This window comes from Rhodoferax sp. (genome assembly GCF_023701345.1).
GTDB lineage: Bacteria > Pseudomonadota > Gammaproteobacteria > Burkholderiales > Burkholderiaceae_C > Rhodoferax.
Genome location: NZ_JAMPXE010000082.1, coordinates 1 through 15,657, shown reverse-complemented (window position 1 = coordinate 15,657; position 15,657 = coordinate 1). Strand labels below are relative to the sequence as shown.

The following is a 15,657-nucleotide window of genomic DNA, read 5'->3' as shown; positions in this document are numbered from 1 at the left end:
GGCGTACTGTGTGATTTGCCCCCCTTTAGATTGACCACCATGCTATACCCACAAAATTTCGACGTGATTGTCGTCGGCGGCGGCCATGCCGGGACCGAGGCTGCGCTGGCCGCAGCTCGCATGGGTTGCAAAACCCTGCTGCTGAGCCACAACATCGAGACGCTGGGCCAGATGAGCTGCAACCCGTCGATCGGCGGCATCGGCAAGGGGCATCTGGTGAAAGAAGTGGATGCGCTGGGTGGCGCCATGGCGGCAGTGACCGATGAGGCCGGCATCCAGTTTCGTATTCTCAATTCCAGCAAGGGTCCGGCGGTACGCGCCACCCGGGCCCAGGCCGACCGCATCCTGTACAAGGCCGCCATTCGGCACCGGCTGGAAAATCAGCCCAATTTGTGGCTGTTCCAGCAGGCAGTGGATGACCTGATGGTGGAAGGCGACCGGGTGGTCGGGGCGGTAACACAGGTGGGCATCCGCTTCAGGTCAAGCACGGTGGTGCTCACGGCAGGCACCTTTCTGGACGGCAAGATCCATGTGGGCCTGAACAACTATGCCGCTGGCCGCGCCGGCGACCCCCCGGCTCTGTCCTTGAGTGCAAGGTTGAAAGAACTCAAGTTGCCGCAAGGGCGCCTGAAAACCGGTACGCCGCCACGGCTGGACGGCCGCAGCATCGACTTCAGCCGATGCCTCGAGCAACCCGGCGATGGCATGCCGGGCGGCATGAGCCCGCAAATGCCGGTGTTCAGCTTCATGGGCCGGCCCGAGCAACACCCGCAGCAGATGTCGTGCTGGATCACCCACACCAACGAGCGCACCCATGACATCATCCGCAGCGGTTTTGACCGCAGCCCGATGTTTACCGGCAAGATCGAAGGCGTGGGCCCGCGTTATTGCCCCAGCGTGGAGGACAAGATCAACCGATTTGCCGACAAGGACAGCCACCAGATTTTTCTGGAACCCGAAGGCCTGACCACCAACGAGTATTACCCCAACGGCATCAGCACGAGCCTGCCGTTTGACATTCAGTACGCCCTGGTGCGTTCCATGCCGGGGCTGGAAAACGCCCACATTCTGCGGCCGGGTTACGCCATTGAATACGACTACTTTGATCCGACGCAACTGAAAAGCTCGTTTGAAACCAAGGCCATTGGCGGCCTGTTTTTTGCCGGCCAAATCAATGGCACCACCGGTTATGAAGAGGCTGCGGCGCAGGGATTGTTTGCCGGCATCAATGCTGCGCTGCAGGTGCGCGCCATGGGCGGCGGCAACGCCCAGGCCAGTGCAGCGGGGGCCATTGCCTTTGCCGGAGAGGCGTGGTTGCCTGGCCGTGACGAGGCTTATCTGGGTGTGCTGGTTGATGACCTGATCACCAAGGGCGTGACCGAGCCCTACCGCATGTTCACCAGCCGCGCCGAGTTCCGGCTGCAACTGCGCGAAGACAATGCCGATGCCCGTTTGACCGAAGTGGGTCGTCAATTGGGCTTGGTCGATGATGTCCGATGGCAGGCCTTCAACCAGAAAAGGGATGCTGTTTCACGTGAAACAGAGCGCTTGCGTTCAATCTGGGTCAGCCCCAAGAATCTGGATACTGCAGAAGCCGAGCGGGTACTGGGAAAGACCATTGACCATGAATACAACCTGGCTGAACTGCTGCGCCGGCCCGATGTAAGTTACCAATCGCTGATGTCCCTGAATGGCGGCAAGTATGCGCTGGTTGAACTGCCGGTGGGTGTTTCACGTGAAACAGGCGTGCTTTCCCCGGCGGCGGCGTTGGCGGCATCGGTGATTGAGCAGGTTGAAATTGCCTCCAAATACTCGGGCTATATTGACCGTCAAAAAGACGATGTGGAGCGCGCTGCCCACTATGAAAAACTCAAGCTGCCGCAAGACCTGGACTACATGCAGGTGGGTGCGCTGAGCATCGAGGCGCGGCAGAAATTGAACCGCCACAAACCGGAAACTCTGGGTCAGGCTTCGCGTATTTCAGGCATTACCCCGGCGACCATTTCATTGTTGACGATCCACTTGAAAAAGACCAAATTCAAAGGTTTCGCGATCAACCCTGCTGGCAGTGAAGTAGCCTGATGGAAACGTTGGATGCCAAACTGCGGGCCGGTCTGACGGCGCTTGAACTGACCCTGAGCGACGCGCAGATGGCCGACTTGCTGGCCTACCAGGCGTTGATCGGGAAGTGGAACAAGGTTTATAACCTGACGGCGGTGCGTGACCCGGGTGACATGCTGACGCACCATCTGCTAGACAGTCTGGCTGTGATTGCACCCTTGCGCCGGCAACTGGCGCAGCTGTCCCCGCGTGTTGAGGGCACAGCGCTGCGTTTGCTGGATGTGGGCTCGGGGGCCGGCTTGCCCGGCGTGGTGATCGCCATTTGCTGCCCGGAAATCCAGGTGGATTGCGTTGATACCGTCGGCAAGAAAGCCGCATTTATCCAGCAGGTAGCCGTCACGCTCACGTTGCCCAACTTGCGTGGCTTACATGCCCGTGTCGAGAGTTTGACCGACAAATACCAGGTCATCAGTTCGCGCGCATTTGCATCGCTGGCCGACTTTACCAATTGGTCTGTGCAAGTTCTGGCGCCTCAGGGTGTATGGCTTGCCATGAAAGGCAGGCACCCCGAGGACGAACTGGCGGCACTGTCGCCAGGCGTTCAGGTGTTTCACGTGGAACAACTCAAGGTACCTGGTCTGGATGCCGAGCGTTGTTTAATCTGGATGAAAGCGGTCGTTCATCGCGACGCGTAATTGTCTGGCGGTCTATAATGGAGGGGTGGAGATGTTTGGCATTTCAGATTACGGTGCATTCGTTCTGGCTTTCATCGTGTTGTTGTTCATTCCCGGGCCGGGGAATCTGGCCATCATCACGTCCACCACCAAGGGCGGCATCCTGGGTGGATTGGCGGCAACCCTGGGTTTGATGGTGGGTGACCAGGTGCTGATGTGGCTTGCTGTGGCGGGCGTCGCCGCGCTGCTCATGGCCTATCCTGCAGCCTTCAATGCGGTGCAGTGGCTGGGTGCCGCATATCTGGCGTGGCTGGGTTTCAAGATGGTTACGGCCAAACCGGGTGCGCCGGCCATCATCCAGATCAAACCACACCATTATTTCCAGCAGGCCATGACCATCACGGTACTCAACCCGAAAGCGATTGTGTTTTACATGGCGTTCCTGCCGCTGTTCATCGATCCCGGGGCGCATTTGGGTTGGCTGACTTTTGCTGCCATGGCGGTTACCGTGGCTGTGTTGGCATTTGTCTACTGTTTTGCGGTCGTTCTGCTGACGCATTTTTTTTTGGCAGAGCGACTGCGCGCCAGTCCTTTGTTGTCATCGGCATTGCAAAAAATTGCTGGTTTTTGCCTGATCGGTTTCGGGCTCAAGCTGGCGATGTCACGCTGAACTTTCCGAATGTGGGCGCAATTACACTAAGGGCCATGTTTCACGTGAAACAAGCCTTCAATCTCCCAACTTGGTAAGCTTTCCATGGCCAAAATTTTCTGTATTGCCAATCAAAAAGGTGGTGTGGGCAAAACCACCACCACCGTCAATTTGGCGGCAGGCTTGGCCAAGGTGGGGCAGCGGGTGCTGATGGTCGACCTCGACCCGCAGGGCAACGCCACCATGGGCTCGGGGGTGGACAAGCGCAAGCTGGACTTGACCGTGTACGACGTGCTGCTGGAGTCTGCTTCCATTGCCGAAGCCCGGGTCCAAAGCAGCAAGCTGGTCGATGCAGGGTGTGGCTATGACATTCTGGGTGCCAACCGCGAACTGGCTGGGGCCGAGGTTGAAATGGTGGAGCTGGAGCGCCGGGAAAAACGCCTGAAAAACGCGATCGCCCAGGTTGCGCAAGACTACGATTTCATTTTGATCGACTGTCCGCCCAGCCTGTCGATGCTCACGCTCAACGGCCTGTGTTGTGCCCATGGCGTGATCGTGCCGATGCAGTGCGAGTATTTTGCGCTGGAAGGCCTGGCCGATCTGGTCAACACCATCAAGCAGGTGCATGCCAACCTGAACAAGGAGCTGGCCATTATCGGCTTGCTGCGTGTCATGTTTGACCCCCGCATTACCCTGCAGCAGCAGGTGAGCGAACAACTCAAGGCGCGTTTCGGCGACAAGGTGTTCAACACCGTGATCCCGCGCAATGTGCGCTTGGCGGAGGCCCCAAGTTATGGTGTGCCGGGAGTGGTTTTTGATCCGTCAAGCAAGGGCGCCCAAGCCTTCCTGGCGTTTGCCGACGAAATGGTGCTTCGAATTGCGAAGCAATAGGGTTACGGGGCCTCGGCACTTTTAAACAGACACAGCAAGCTATCAAATTCATAGTGACGGACTCCGCCAACATTCTCATCCTGCCAGGCTGGCAAGGTTCTGGCCCGCAGCACTGGCAAAGCCTGTGGCAGGCGCAGTTTGCGTACCAGCGCGTGGCGCAGCACGACTGGCTGCGGCCGCTGCGTGGTGACTGGATTGCCCGTCTTGAAGATGTGGTGTTGTCTACCGATGCGCCCGCCGTGCTGGTGGCGCACAGCCTGGGCTGCATGCTGGTGGCGTCATGGGCGTCGCACAGCCGCAACACGCACCGTGTCAAGGCAGCGCTGCTGGTGGCACCAGGCGATGTCGAGCAGGAGGCGTTGCGCCCGGTGCTGCGCAGTTGGTCACCGATCCCGCTGCAACCGCTGCCATTCAAAAGCACGCTGGTGGCCAGTCAGGACGACCCCTACTGCAGTTTTGCACGGGCTCAGGACTTCGCCGCCGCCTGGGGTTCGACCCTGGTGGATGCTGGCGCGGCAGGGCACATCAACGCCGATTCCGGGTTGGGCGATTGGCCACAGGGTCAGCGCTTGCTGAACGAACTTATTCACAGTTAAAAAGGGCTTGTCATGGTCACAAAAAAACTCAAGGGCTTGGGACGCGGTCTGGAGGCCTTGTTAGGCCCCACGGTCGACGAGTCACTGGCGCCTGACGGTACCGCGGCCCCAGCCGCCAACAGTGGTCTGCCTGCCACCTTGCTGCTGTCCGACCTGGTGCCCGGTCAATACCAGCCACGCACCCGGATGGACGAGGGCGCACTTTATGAGTTGGCCGAATCCATCAAGGTGCAGGGCATCATGCAGCCGATTCTGGTGCGCCGTCTGAGCGATGTCGATGCCGAGCTCAAGCGCAGCCAGCAGTCGCCGGATTTCACCGGGGGTACCAGTGGCGGCGGCGTGGTGCGCCCGGTTTATGAAATCATTGCCGGTGAGCGGCGCTTCCGGGCTGCCAAACTGGCGGGCCTGGACAGCGTCCCGGTGCTGGTGCGCGACGTGCCCAATGAGGCGGCCGCAGCCATGGCACTCATCGAGAACATCCAGCGTGAAGACCTCAACCCGCTCGAAGAAGCGCAGGGCGTGCAACGTTTGATCAAGGAATTTGGCCTGACGCACGAGACCGCCGCGCAAGCCGTGGGCCGCTCGCGCAGCGCCACCAGCAACCTGCTGCGCCTGTTGAACCTGGCCGAACCGGTGCAAACCATGCTGATGGCAGGCGATATCGACATGGGCCACGCCCGGTCGCTTTTGTCCCTGGACAAAGCCACCCAGATCACGGCAGCGAACCAGATCGCGGCCAAAAAAATGTCGGTGCGCGAGGCTGAGAGTCTGGTCAGAAAGATCAGCGCCGAATTTTCACTGGTGGCGAGCAAGCCCAAAAAGGACAAGTCGCGAGATCTGAAACGGGTGGAAGAAGAGCTCTCGGACCTGCTCATGGCCGCCGTGGAAGTGCGGGTCAAAAAGCGCGTCAAACGCGCCGGGCGGCTGGAAGAAATGGGCGAGCTCAGCATCCAGTTTGGCTCACTTGACGAACTCAATGGCCTGATCGACAAGCTGCGTGGGGCTGTGCCACGCTAAGTCTCCAGCGCCGACCCGGGTCAATAGACCGGTGGCATCCGCGCCATGGGGTCAAGGCACTTATGAAACACCGTGAACGGCATCAAAAAGGCAGCGCATGCAAAACAACCGGCGAGCCTGTGCGGGAGGAGGCCATGATGGCCTCGATGAGCTGTTGCACCGCCAGAGCCGAGCGCCCGGTCACGGCAGGTTCGCGGCCCTGGCGCACGGCGTCAATGAAATCTTGCAACACGGCGCGGTGCGCGGCATGGTCGAAGGCCATGGGATCGGCGCCGCCACCGCTGCCTTGCCCGCCCCCGACTGACAGGGTTTGGCCGTTCATGAACGCCACTTGCAGCATCCCGGCTTCGAGGCTGGCGCTGCCCAGCGTGCCGTTGAGCTCAATGCGCTCGGGAAAACCGGGGTAGGCCGCCGTGCTGGCTTGCAAGGTGGCCATGGCGCCATCGGCGTAGTGCAACAGGGCGCAAGCGCAATCCTCGCCCTCCATGGCATGTACCGGGCTGGTGCTGGCCAGCCCCATCACCCGCGTGGGCAGACCGGTGCAGGCGAGCAGCAGGTCCAGAGTGTGGATGGCCTGTGTGATCAGCACACCGCCGCCGTCGCGGGCCAGGGTGCCGCGCCCGGGCACGTCGTAATAACTCTGGGGTCGCCACCAGCGCACACTGGCCGAGGCGCTGACAAGCTGGCCCAATTCGCCGGCATTGAGCAAGGTGCGCAATCGGGTGGCCGCCTGGCGCAAGCGGTGCTGCAGCATCACGGCCAGCAGCACACCCTGTTGTTCGCACACCTCGACCAACGCTTGCGCGCGTGTCAGGTCAATTTCCAGAGGCTTCTCCACCAGCACATGTTTGCCGGCCTGCGCCAGCCGCTGCACCAGCGCAAGGTGGGTGTTCGGCGGCGTCAGCACCAGCACGGCCTGCACGCTGGTATCTTCCAGAATGTCCTCCAGCCGGGTGGTCTTGCGGGCGCCGTGGGGCACCGGTGTGGTGGCCAGGCGCCTGGCATCGCGGGCATGGACCCACACCACTTCCGCTTCGCCGGCCAGGTCTTGCAGACTTTTAAAGTGCGGGCCTGAGCCCAGCCCGGCGCCAATCACGGCCAGCCGCAAACGGTCTGAAGGAACGCCTGGCATGACAGTCATTCAGCGCATCAGGGCCGCTATAACAAGTCGGCCATGGCATCCAGCGGGATGATGGCGCCACGGTGCGCAATGACTCGGGCCGCCAGGCGGTTGCCGAATTGCGTCGCGTCTTCGGGCGTGGAGCCACGTAATCGTCGGCTCAGGTAGCCTGCGGCAAAGGAGTCTCCCGCGGCGGTGGTGTCGACCACGTTCGTCACGGTCTGCGTCGGCACACTGTGCCACGGGCCACTGCCCGAGCGAACCAGGGTGGGCGCTGCGCCCCGCTTGATGACCACCTCAAACACGTTCAGCTCCTGCGCGGCAGCCACGGCGCGCTCCAGCGAGGCAAAACCAAACAGTGCCAGATGGTCGTCGGCGGTGATGAGCGCGGTGTCAGCCACCGCAAGGGCGCGGCTAAAACAGTCGCGCGCCACCGCGATATCAGGCCACAGGCTGGGCCGATAGTTGTTGTCAAACACCACCGTGGCACCGCGATTTCGCAGCGCCCGGGCAAAGGCCAGCAGCCGGTTTTGCCCGTCAGCGGGCAAGATGGCCAGGCTGATGCCGGAGAAGTAAAATGCATCCCACTGTTCACTACGCGCCTCCAGCGGGGTTTCTGCGACATCAAAATAGGCTTTGGCCGCGCTGTTGTCACGCCAAAAGCTGAAGCGCCGCTCACCCTGGGCGTCGACCTGGATCTGGTACAGGCCCGGCATGCGGCCCGGGATGTGGCGCACCAGGTCCAGGGCCAGTCCGTCTTGCGCCCAGCGGTGCTCCAATTCAAGACTTAGGGCATCGTCACCCAATGCGGTGGCGTACCAGGTCTTGATCGCGCCACCACCGCAGCGTGACAGGTAAACCGCTGTATTGAAGGTGTCACCGCCATAACTTTGCTGCATGGCACCAAAGGCGGTGCCATTGAGTTCCAGCATACATTCACCAAAAAAGGCGACTTTGATTGGATTTTTCACAGTAAATCAGTTTTTGATACACATATTCAACTTGTCCGCATCTTTCCAGAAAGCTGGTCCGGCGCACCGGCTTGTCACGCGTCCAGCGGGAAATGGGTACAACCCAGGCGAGCCGAGATGTCCCGGCTCGCCTCGCGCAGCAGGGCGACCACTTCTTGTGCCCGCGCGGGGTCGTAGCGAAAAATCGGGAAAGAAATGCTCATGCCCGCCACCGGGCGATTCAGCCGGTCAAAAATCGGCACCCCCACACAACGCACGTGATCTTCAAACTCCTCACGGTCTTCACCGAAGCCTTGCACCTTCACTTGCTGCAGTTCCTGTTCGTAGGCCTGCCTGTCGACAATGGTATTTTGGCGAAATGGTTTGAACTCGGCCCCCTGCAACACGTGGTCCCGATGCTCTGGGGTGTCCCACGCCATCAGCACTTTGCCAATGGCGGTGCAATGCAAGGGTGCGCGGCGCCCGATTCTGGAATACATGCCCAGGGCGTGGCTGGAGTCGACTTTGTGGAGGTAAATGATTTCGCTGTCGATCAGGGTGCCCAGGTGCACGGTTTCGCCGGTTTGGTCGGCCAGCGCTTGCATGTGGTTTTTGGCCAGGTCCACCAGCTCCGGATATTGCAAGGCCTTGGTCCCCAACTCATAGACCTTCATGGTCAGGGCGTAGCGCTCACTGTCGGCCTCCTGGCGAACGTAGCCGAGTGTGATCATGGTTTGCAGGAACCGGTAGACCGTGGCTTTGGGCATCGCCAGCCGCATGGACAGGTCCGAGATGCCGGATTCGCTGCGGTCGGCCAAGGCTTGCAACAAGCCAAAAGTTTTTAAAACGGCGGCAACCGACTCGGGTTGTTTGCCGGCTAAAGAATCATCATCCATTTTTATTCCCTGAATCCCTGAAGACGGGCTAGCGCGCCAGCCAGCCGCCGTCCACGGCCAGGGTGTGGCCATGGACATAGTTGGAAGCCGCTGAGGCAAGAAACACCACCGGGCCGGCCATGTCGTCTGGCAAACCCCAGCGGCTGGCCGGGATGCGACCCAGAATGGCGGCGTTGCGATCTGGGTCGGCCTGCAATGCCGCAGTGTTGTCGGTGGCCATGTAGCCGGGGGCGATGGCGTTGACATTGATGCCGCGTGCGGCCCACTCGTTGGCCAGTGCGCGGGTGATGCCGATGACGCCACTTTTTGACGCGGTGTACGACGGCACCCGCACGCCGCCCTGAAAGGACAACATTGACGCGATGTTGATGATTTTGCCGCCGCTGCCCTGGCGAATGAATTGCCGCGCCACGGCCTGGCTCAGGAAAAAGACGTTTTTAAGGTTCAGGTTGATCACGTCGTCCCAGTCTTTTTCACTGAAATCAATGGCATCGGTGCGGCGGATGGTGCCTGCGTTGTTGACCAGAATGTCGATCTTGCCAGTGAGCGCCAGAGACTTGTTCACCAAGTCTTCCAGCCCACTGGTTTCTGCCAGGTTGGCACGCAGGTCCAGAAAACGCCGTCCCAACGACGCGACGATCTCGCCCGTCTGGTCCGGCGCACTGCTGTTGATGCCAACAATGTCGGCGCCGGCCTGCGCCAGGGCGATGGCCATGCCCTGGCCCAAACCCTTGTTGCAGCCGGTGACGAGGGCGGTGCGCCCCTGGAGTTGAAAGCTGTCAAGTGTCATGGTGGGTATGTCCTTGGTTCAGCGCAGGGTGGTCATGGGCACGTGGTCCATGTCCTTGAACACCTGGTTCTCGCCGACCATGCCCCAGATGAAGGTGTAGGCCTGGGTGCCCACACCACTGTGGATCGACCAGCTCGGGTTGATCACCGCCTGCTCATTGCGCACCACGATGTGACGCGTTTGGGTCGGCTCACCCATCATGTGGAAAACCGTGGCGTCGGCAGCCATGTCAAAGTAGAAATAGACCTCCATACGGCGGTCATGGGTGTGGCAGGGCATGGTGTTCCACATGTTGCCGGGTTCCAGTTGCGTCATGCCCATTGACAGCTGACACGTCGGCAGCACATCGGGCACCAGAAACTTGTAAATGGTGCGCCGGTTGCTGGTGGCGGGCGAACCCAGGGTTTCCGGGGAGGCCTGGGCCAGCGTCACCTTGCGGTGTGGGTAAGCGGTGTGCGCCGGGGCGCAGTTGAAATACAGCTTGGCGGGTTGCTCCGCGCTGACGCTGAAAAACTCCAGGGTTTGCGCGCCCTGGCCGATGTAGAGCGCTTCGCGCGAGTCGACTTCGAAGGTCTCGCCATCCACCACCACGCGGGCGGCGCCACCAATGTTGATCAGGCCCAGCTCGCGGCGTTGCAGAAAGAAGTCGGTGCCGGTGTGGCGCCCGAGGTCGGCGGAAAACGACACCCCGGCAGTCACCGGCATGATGCCGCCGACGATGATGCGATCAATCTGGCTATAGGTCAGGGTGACTTGGTCGGGCTGGAACAAGTCCTGCACCAGAAAATGGCGGCGCAAGCCCTCGGTATCCAGGCTGCGCATGTGTTCGCTGTGAATCGGTTGACGGATTTCCATGATGACTCCAGGGTCGGTTGATGGTAAAAAATAGTCTGCATTCAACTTGACATGCAGGTTTTTGTAAATTGAAACAATGGTTCAAAAAAACTTCTTGCTGCTATAGTAGCACCAAACAAGACGGTAAACACAGCCGCAGATGCGCAACAAATCTCAACATTTCCTGACTCAAAAGGTGAATCCATGAACTACTTTGAAGGCACTGCCACCCCCTGGACCGATCTGGGTGATGGCCTGCGGCGCAAGATTGTTGGCCACACACCCCAACTCATGTCGGTGATCATGCAGTTTGACAAGGGGGCGGTCGGTACCCCCCACGCGCACGACGTCCATGACCAGATTGCCTACGTGGTGGCCGGCTCTTTTGAAGCCAGCATCAATGGTGAAGTCCGTGTGCTGCGGGTCGGTGATGCATTTATTGCGCCGCATCACACCACCCACGGCGTGGTGGCACTGGAGCAGGACAGCATGCTGCTGGACCAGTTTTCGCCGCGCCGTGACGACTACCTGCCGAGCTAGATCGGCAGGTAGCTGCCGGCTTACTTCAGCAGCAGATTGGGCAGCCACAAGGAAATTGCGGGGATGTAGGTCACGGCCATCAATACCGCAAACAGCGCGACGAAGAACGGGTACAAGGCCTTCACCACCGACTCAATCGGCAGCTTGGCCACTGCCGCACCGACAAACAAGACACCACCGACCGGCGGGGTGATCAGGCCCATGGCCAGGTTCAGCATCATGATCATGCCGAAATGCACCGGATCCACGCCCAGGGTGGTGACGATAGGCAGCAGGATCGGGGTCATGATCAGAATCAGCGGCGCCATGTCCATCATCGTGCCCAGCAACAGCAGCAGGATGTTGATCATCAGCAGCACCACGTACTTGTTGTCCGAAATACTGGTGAACACACTGGTGATCTGCTGCGGAATCTGCATCAAGGTCATGATGTAGCCAAAACTGGCGGCAAAACCGATCAGGATCATCACAATCGCCAGGGTCTTGACGGTGCGGTGCACCAGCTTGGGCAACTCGCTCCACTTGTAGTCGCGGTAGACAAACATGGTGACTGAAAACGCCCAGAGCACCGCCACGGCCGCCGACTCGGTGGCGGTAAATACCCCCGACAAAATGCCACCCAGGATAATGAAAATGGTCATCAGGCCCCACAGCGCGTCAACCACAATCTTCAGCGCCTCTTTCATCGGAATCGCACGCCCTTTGGGAAAGTCGCGTTTTTTGGCAATGAACAGGCACATGATGGCCAGCGTCAGGCCGAGCAACAAACCGGGTAACACGCCGGCCAGAAACAGCGCCGCGATCGACACCGAGCCGCCAGCCGCCAGCGAATAAATCACGGCATTGTGGCTGGGCGGAATCAGAATCGCCTGCACCGAGCCACTGATGGTGACCGCCGTGGCAAAGTCACGCGGGTAGCCTTTTTTCTCCATCTCCGGGATCAGTACCGAGCCAATCGAGGCGGTATCGGCCATCGACGAGCCCGAAATGGCGCCAAAAAAGGTCGAGGCCAGAATGTTCACGATAGACAGCCCGCCGCGCACAAAGCCCACCAGCACGCCGGCAAACGCCACCAGTCGGTGCGCCATGCCGCCCTCGGCCATGATGGCACCCGCCAACACAAAAAACGGAATCGCCAACAAGGAGAACTTGTTCACCCCGCCGGCAATGGCGATCATGATGGCGTCAGGCGGAATATCGATCCACCAGCCACCGATCAGAGCCGACAAGCCCATGGCATAGGCCACCGGCATACCCATCAGGATCAGCACCAAAAACGAGCCCAACAATACAAGTGCGTCCATCAGACCACCTCTTCTTTCTTTTCATGGTCAAACGTCACTACAGCGCGGTTGCTCTGCTCACCAAAAATCATGTGCTCCAGCACAAAAATCAGGGTGGTCAAGCCGCCCAATGGCACGGGCAAATAGGTGACGCCCACCGGCATCCAGGGCAGTTGCCCGATGACCTGGTTCATGGTTTCCAGGCACAGCTTGGTGCCATAGACCAGGGTGAACAAGGCCACGATCAGCATCAGCACGTCAATCACGCTGGCCAGCGGGCGTTGCAGCTTTTTCGGCAAACGCTCGGTCACCATGGCGACCGCAATGTGGCCCCGGGCGCGGTAGGCCGCCGAGGCACCAAAAAAGGTGAACACCACCATCAGCATCACTGCCACAGGTTCGGGCCAGGGTGAGCCGGTGCCCAGTACATAGCGGGCAAAAATGCCCCAGGGAACGATCAGCGACATGACCAGGACCGAGAGTCCGGAGGCCCAGATACAGGTCAAATAAATGATGTCGTTGAAGTGCAGTATTTTGTTTTTCATGGCAATGCCTGACAGTGTTCACCAGGCCCGCTGCGCTTGCATCGGGCCTGGATCGACCATGTATTTACTTGACGTCGCCGATGCGTTTCATCAGGTCAGCAAACTTGGCGCCGTATTTGGCACGCACCGGGGCGGTGGCGTCAAAAAACAGCTTTTGGTCCACGGGAACGAACTCGATGCCAGCGGCTTTCAGCTTGGCAGAGTAGTCAGCCACGCTCTTGTCCCACAACATACGCTGGTCCAATTGCGCTTCACGTGCCACTTTTTTTACCAGGGCTTTGTCAGCGTCGGACAGCTTGTCCCAGGTCACCTTGGACATCACCAGAATTTCGGGAATGATCAGGTGGTTGGTCTGCGCGTAGTACTTGGTACCGGCGGTGTAGTGGTTGGAGGTGAACAGGCTGGGCGGGTTGTTTTCAGCGCCGTCGATCACACCGGTCTGCAAGGCACTGAACACCTCGCCGTAACCCATGGAGATGCCGTTGCCGCCCATGGCGTTCATGGTGTCGACGAACAGCGGGTTACCCATCATGCGCACCTTCATGCCCTTGAGGTCGGCCGGGGTCTGCACTTTTTTCTTGGTGTACAGGCTGCGGGCGCCGCCGTCCATCCAGGCCAGACCCACCATGCGGCCTGCGCTGTTGCTCACCTTGTCCAGCAGTTCCTGACCGACGGCGCCGTCAATCACCGCACGCATGTGGGGAATGTCGCGGAACACGAAGGGCATGTTGAACACGTCCACCTCGGGCACGATGGGTCCGATCACGCCCAGCGAGATGCGGGCCATCTGGATGGCACCAATCTGCACTTGCTCGACCACGGCTTTTTCTTCACCCAGCACGGCACCAGGGAACATTTGCAGCTTGATGCGGCCATTGGTGGCCGTTTCCAGCTTTTTGCCCATGTTTTCCACGGCGACCACGGTCGGGTAACCCGCCGGGTGCGTGTCGGAGGACTTGAGCACCAGGCTTTGGGCGCTGGCGGTGAAACTGGCCGACAGTGCCACGACGGCTACAGCGGCTGCGAGAAGGCTTCTGCGAAAGGTCATGATGATCTCCTTAATTGACCGGGTTGAAAAACTGACAGGTACAGGGAAAACAGCGGCTCCAAAAAGCCGACAGACGGGAAACTCGTTACACAGGATCACGTTGGGTTCAGCCGGGCCGCTGCGTTTCAGCGGCAGCGCGGGCAGGCGCATATTTGCTGACCGCTTCCCACAAGCCGTTGAGGTACACGGCACCCAGCGCGCGGTCATACAAGCCGTAGCCGGGTTTGCCGGTTTCGCCCCAGATCATGCGGCCGTGGTCAGGGCGCACATAACCCTCAAAGCCAATGTCGTGGTAGGCCTTGACGATTTCCGCCATGTCCAGCGAGCCGTCGCAGGAATTGTGGGTGGACTCGTAAAAAGTGCCATCTTCTTCGACCTTGACGTTGCGCAGGTGGCCAAAGTGGATGCGCCCCTGGCCGCCGAACTCGCGCACCAGGGACGGAATGTTGTTGCACAGGTCCGCCCCCAAGGAGCCCGAGCACAGGGTCAGGCCATTGGCTGTGGAGTCCACAATTTTGACCAGGCGGGCCAGGTCGTCACGGTTTTTCACAATGCGCGGCAGGCCAAAGATCGGGCGCGGCGGGTCGTCCGGGTGCATGGCCATCTTGACGCCAGCCTCTTCGGCCACCGGAATGATGGCTTTCAGGAAGTATTCCAGATTGGCCCACAGGGTTTCTTCGTCGACGGCCTTGTACTCGGACAGCAGGCTCTTGAGTTCTTCGGCCTTGTAGCTGGCGTCCCAACCGGGCAGGGCAATGCCTTTCTCGGGGTCAATCTCGGCCACCGCCTGGGCGTCAAACGCCAGGGTGGTTGAGCCATCGGGCAAGACCTTGGCCATTTCGGTGCGGGTCCAGTCAAACACCGGCATGAAGTTGTAGCAGATCACTTTCACGCCCACCGCCGCGCAGTTGCGGATGTTTTGCTGGAAGTTGGCAATCAGCCGGTCGCGCGTTGGCTTGCCGAGCTTGATGTCTTCGTGCATGGGCACACTTTCGACCACTTCAAACTTCATGCCAGCGCCCTCGATGCGGTCACGCAGCGCCTGCAATTTCTCAACCGGCCAGACCTCGCCCACCGGCACGTCGTAGATGGCCGACACAATGCCGTAGATGCCGGGGATCTGGCGGATGTATTCGAGTTTGACGGGATCGGATTCGCCGTACCAGCGGAACGTCATTTTCATAGCAGTGAACTCCTGGGTTGTGTTTTGTGAAGGCGGACGGTCAAACGATGAGCTGTGGCGCTGTGGCCACTTCCGGATGGGCTGCCAAACGGCGAAAGCCGTCCAGCAATTCCGCTTTGAAGCCGCTGTTGGCTTTTAAATCAGAACCAAAGATTTTGTCGAGGCCGAGCAAGTTGTCAATGATGGCGGCGCTGTCATTGCTGGCGCGGGCTTGCACCAGAATGTCGTTGGATAGCGGGTCGCTGAGCACGGCGCCTGGTGTGTGTGCGGTCTTCACCACAAAATGCATCCAGGCCGCAATGGCGGTGGCCAGCGTGGGTGAGGGCAAACCGGCGGCAAGGCGCTCACGCAGCGTGGCCAGCAGGCGTTGCGGCAATTTTTGCGAGCCATCCATGGCAATTTGCGCTGTGCGGTGTTTGAGTGCCGGGTTGCAAAAACGCAGCTTGAGCTGCTCGACATAATCCTTGGGGTCCACACCCGCCGGTGCGTGCAGCACTTGCAGCACCTCCGCCCACAAGGCGTCCAGCATGCCGGTGATCAAAGGCAGTTGCATGGCCTCAGCCACGGTCTCGCGCCCGGT

At 60.0% G+C, this 15,657-nt stretch carries 16 protein-coding genes and 1 pseudogene; 7 read left to right on the top strand and 10 right to left on the bottom strand.

The features are described 5' to 3' along the window. Positions 1 to 39: 39 nt before the first annotated feature. The 6 genes from mnmG to NDI87_RS11745 all read left to right on the top strand — a co-directional run bounded on the left by mnmG (position 40) and on the right by NDI87_RS11745 (position 5,888). The gene (gene mnmG / locus NDI87_RS11770) at positions 40 to 2,082 is read left to right on the top strand and encodes a tRNA uridine-5-carboxymethylaminomethyl(34) synthesis enzyme MnmG (RefSeq protein WP_296275415.1); all 2,043 of its coding nucleotides are present in this window, start codon (positions 40 to 42) and stop codon (positions 2,080 to 2,082) included. After that, on the top strand, positions 2,082 to 2,756 hold the full coding sequence (rsmG, locus tag NDI87_RS11765) for a 16S rRNA (guanine(527)-N(7))-methyltransferase RsmG (protein WP_296275414.1): 675 nt from the start codon (positions 2,082 to 2,084) through the stop codon (positions 2,754 to 2,756). The genes mnmG and rsmG overlap by 1 nt, the downstream gene beginning before the upstream one ends. A gap of 31 nt (positions 2,757 to 2,787) precedes the next feature. Continuing rightward, entirely contained in the window at positions 2,788 to 3,405 is a 618-nt protein-coding gene (locus tag NDI87_RS11760) for a LysE family transporter (RefSeq protein WP_296275413.1), read from the top strand. An 84-nt stretch (positions 3,406 to 3,489) separates the two neighbouring features. Continuing rightward, the gene (locus tag NDI87_RS11755; protein WP_296275411.1) at positions 3,490 to 4,275 is read left to right on the top strand and encodes a ParA family protein; all 786 of its coding nucleotides are present in this window, start codon (positions 3,490 to 3,492) and stop codon (positions 4,273 to 4,275) included. 53 nt (positions 4,276 to 4,328) lie between these two features. Next, positions 4,329 to 4,871, top strand: coding sequence for an alpha/beta fold hydrolase (locus tag NDI87_RS11750; RefSeq protein ID WP_296275410.1), 543 nt, complete (start codon positions 4,329 to 4,331; stop codon positions 4,869 to 4,871). A 12-nt stretch (positions 4,872 to 4,883) separates the two neighbouring features. Further along, a complete protein-coding gene (locus NDI87_RS11745) occupies positions 4,884 to 5,888 on the top strand; it encodes a ParB/RepB/Spo0J family partition protein (RefSeq protein ID WP_296275409.1) in 1,005 nt (334 codons plus the stop codon). Positions 5,889 to 5,970: 82 nt separating this feature from the next. On the opposite strand, the gene NDI87_RS11740 is transcribed toward NDI87_RS11745, so the two are convergent. From NDI87_RS11740 to kduI, 5 genes are all read right to left on the bottom strand, one after another. Then, positions 5,971 to 7,020 (bottom strand): Gfo/Idh/MocA family oxidoreductase, encoded by a 1,050-nt coding sequence (locus tag NDI87_RS11740; RefSeq protein WP_296275408.1) that lies wholly within the window; start codon positions 7,018 to 7,020, stop codon positions 5,971 to 5,973. Between the two features lie 26 nt (positions 7,021 to 7,046). Continuing rightward, on the bottom strand, positions 7,047 to 7,979 hold the full coding sequence (locus tag NDI87_RS11735) for a sugar kinase (protein ID WP_296275407.1): 933 nt from the start codon (positions 7,977 to 7,979) through the stop codon (positions 7,047 to 7,049). 74 nt (positions 7,980 to 8,053) lie between these two features. Next, positions 8,054 to 8,854 (bottom strand): DNA-binding transcriptional regulator KdgR, encoded by an 801-nt coding sequence (gene kdgR / locus NDI87_RS11730; RefSeq protein ID WP_296275406.1) that lies wholly within the window; start codon positions 8,852 to 8,854, stop codon positions 8,054 to 8,056. A 28-nt stretch (positions 8,855 to 8,882) separates the two neighbouring features. Continuing rightward, the gene (gene kduD, locus NDI87_RS11725; RefSeq protein WP_296275405.1) at positions 8,883 to 9,644 is read right to left on the bottom strand and encodes a 2-dehydro-3-deoxy-D-gluconate 5-dehydrogenase KduD; all 762 of its coding nucleotides are present in this window, start codon (positions 9,642 to 9,644) and stop codon (positions 8,883 to 8,885) included. Positions 9,645 to 9,662: 18 nt separating this feature from the next. Further along, positions 9,663 to 10,499 carry a 5-dehydro-4-deoxy-D-glucuronate isomerase gene (gene kduI / locus NDI87_RS11720; protein WP_296275403.1) on the bottom strand — a complete coding sequence of 279 codons (837 nt, stop codon included), beginning with the start codon at positions 10,497 to 10,499 and terminating at the stop codon, positions 9,663 to 9,665. 183 nt (positions 10,500 to 10,682) lie between these two features. Here kduI and NDI87_RS11715 point away from each other — a divergent pair, with 183 nt between their 5' ends. Further along, positions 10,683 to 11,018 (top strand): cupin domain-containing protein, encoded by a 336-nt coding sequence (locus NDI87_RS11715; protein WP_296275402.1) that lies wholly within the window; start codon positions 10,683 to 10,685, stop codon positions 11,016 to 11,018. 20 nt (positions 11,019 to 11,038) lie between these two features. Here NDI87_RS11715 and NDI87_RS11710 read toward each other — a convergent pair whose 3' ends face one another. The 5 genes and pseudogenes from NDI87_RS11710 to NDI87_RS11690 form a co-directional block, all read right to left on the bottom strand. Beyond that, positions 11,039 to 12,322: a TRAP transporter large permease gene (locus NDI87_RS11710; RefSeq protein ID WP_296275401.1), complete on the bottom strand. Its 1,284-nt coding sequence runs from the start codon at positions 12,320 to 12,322 to the stop codon at positions 11,039 to 11,041. After that, positions 12,322 to 12,846 carry a TRAP transporter small permease gene (locus NDI87_RS11705; RefSeq protein WP_296275400.1) on the bottom strand — a complete coding sequence of 175 codons (525 nt, stop codon included), beginning with the start codon at positions 12,844 to 12,846 and terminating at the stop codon, positions 12,322 to 12,324. The genes NDI87_RS11710 and NDI87_RS11705 overlap by 1 nt, the downstream gene beginning before the upstream one ends. A gap of 64 nt (positions 12,847 to 12,910) precedes the next feature. Next, positions 12,911 to 13,894: a TRAP transporter substrate-binding protein gene (locus tag NDI87_RS11700; RefSeq protein WP_296275399.1), complete on the bottom strand. Its 984-nt coding sequence runs from the start codon at positions 13,892 to 13,894 to the stop codon at positions 12,911 to 12,913. 106 nt (positions 13,895 to 14,000) lie between these two features. After that, the gene (gene uxuA, locus NDI87_RS11695; RefSeq protein ID WP_296275398.1) at positions 14,001 to 15,077 is read right to left on the bottom strand and encodes a mannonate dehydratase; all 1,077 of its coding nucleotides are present in this window, start codon (positions 15,075 to 15,077) and stop codon (positions 14,001 to 14,003) included. 40 nt (positions 15,078 to 15,117) lie between these two features. Continuing rightward, positions 15,118 to 15,657 (bottom strand): annotated as a pseudogene (locus NDI87_RS11690) (mannitol dehydrogenase family protein); the annotation flags it as partial.

What these genes read in the sequence shown, in the direction of transcription:
- mnmG (WP_296275415.1), top strand. Translation starts at nt 40, where the DNA reads ATGCTATACCCACAAAATTTCGACGTGATTGTCGTCGGCGGCGGCCAT.
- rsmG (WP_296275414.1), top strand. Translation starts at nt 2,082, where the DNA reads ATGGAAACGTTGGATGCCAAACTGCGGGCCGGTCTGACGGCGCTTGAA.
- NDI87_RS11760 (WP_296275413.1), top strand. Translation starts at nt 2,788, where the DNA reads ATGTTTGGCATTTCAGATTACGGTGCATTCGTTCTGGCTTTCATCGTG.
- NDI87_RS11755 (WP_296275411.1), top strand. Translation starts at nt 3,490, where the DNA reads ATGGCCAAAATTTTCTGTATTGCCAATCAAAAAGGTGGTGTGGGCAAA.
- NDI87_RS11745 (WP_296275409.1), top strand. Translation starts at nt 4,884, where the DNA reads ATGGTCACAAAAAAACTCAAGGGCTTGGGACGCGGTCTGGAGGCCTTG.
- NDI87_RS11740 (WP_296275408.1), bottom strand. Translation starts at nt 7,020, where the DNA reads ATGCCAGGCGTTCCTTCAGACCGTTTGCGGCTGGCCGTGATTGGCGCC.
- kdgR (WP_296275406.1), bottom strand. Translation starts at nt 8,854, where the DNA reads ATGGATGATGATTCTTTAGCCGGCAAACAACCCGAGTCGGTTGCCGCC.
- kduD (WP_296275405.1), bottom strand. Translation starts at nt 9,644, where the DNA reads ATGACACTTGACAGCTTTCAACTCCAGGGGCGCACCGCCCTCGTCACC.
- kduI (WP_296275403.1), bottom strand. Translation starts at nt 10,499, where the DNA reads ATGGAAATCCGTCAACCGATTCACAGCGAACACATGCGCAGCCTGGAT.
- NDI87_RS11715 (WP_296275402.1), top strand. Translation starts at nt 10,683, where the DNA reads ATGAACTACTTTGAAGGCACTGCCACCCCCTGGACCGATCTGGGTGAT.
- NDI87_RS11710 (WP_296275401.1), bottom strand. Translation starts at nt 12,322, where the DNA reads ATGGACGCACTTGTATTGTTGGGCTCGTTTTTGGTGCTGATCCTGATG.
- NDI87_RS11705 (WP_296275400.1), bottom strand. Translation starts at nt 12,846, where the DNA reads ATGAAAAACAAAATACTGCACTTCAACGACATCATTTATTTGACCTGT.
- NDI87_RS11700 (WP_296275399.1), bottom strand. Translation starts at nt 13,894, where the DNA reads ATGACCTTTCGCAGAAGCCTTCTCGCAGCCGCTGTAGCCGTCGTGGCA.
- uxuA (WP_296275398.1), bottom strand. Translation starts at nt 15,077, where the DNA reads ATGAAAATGACGTTCCGCTGGTACGGCGAATCCGATCCCGTCAAACTC.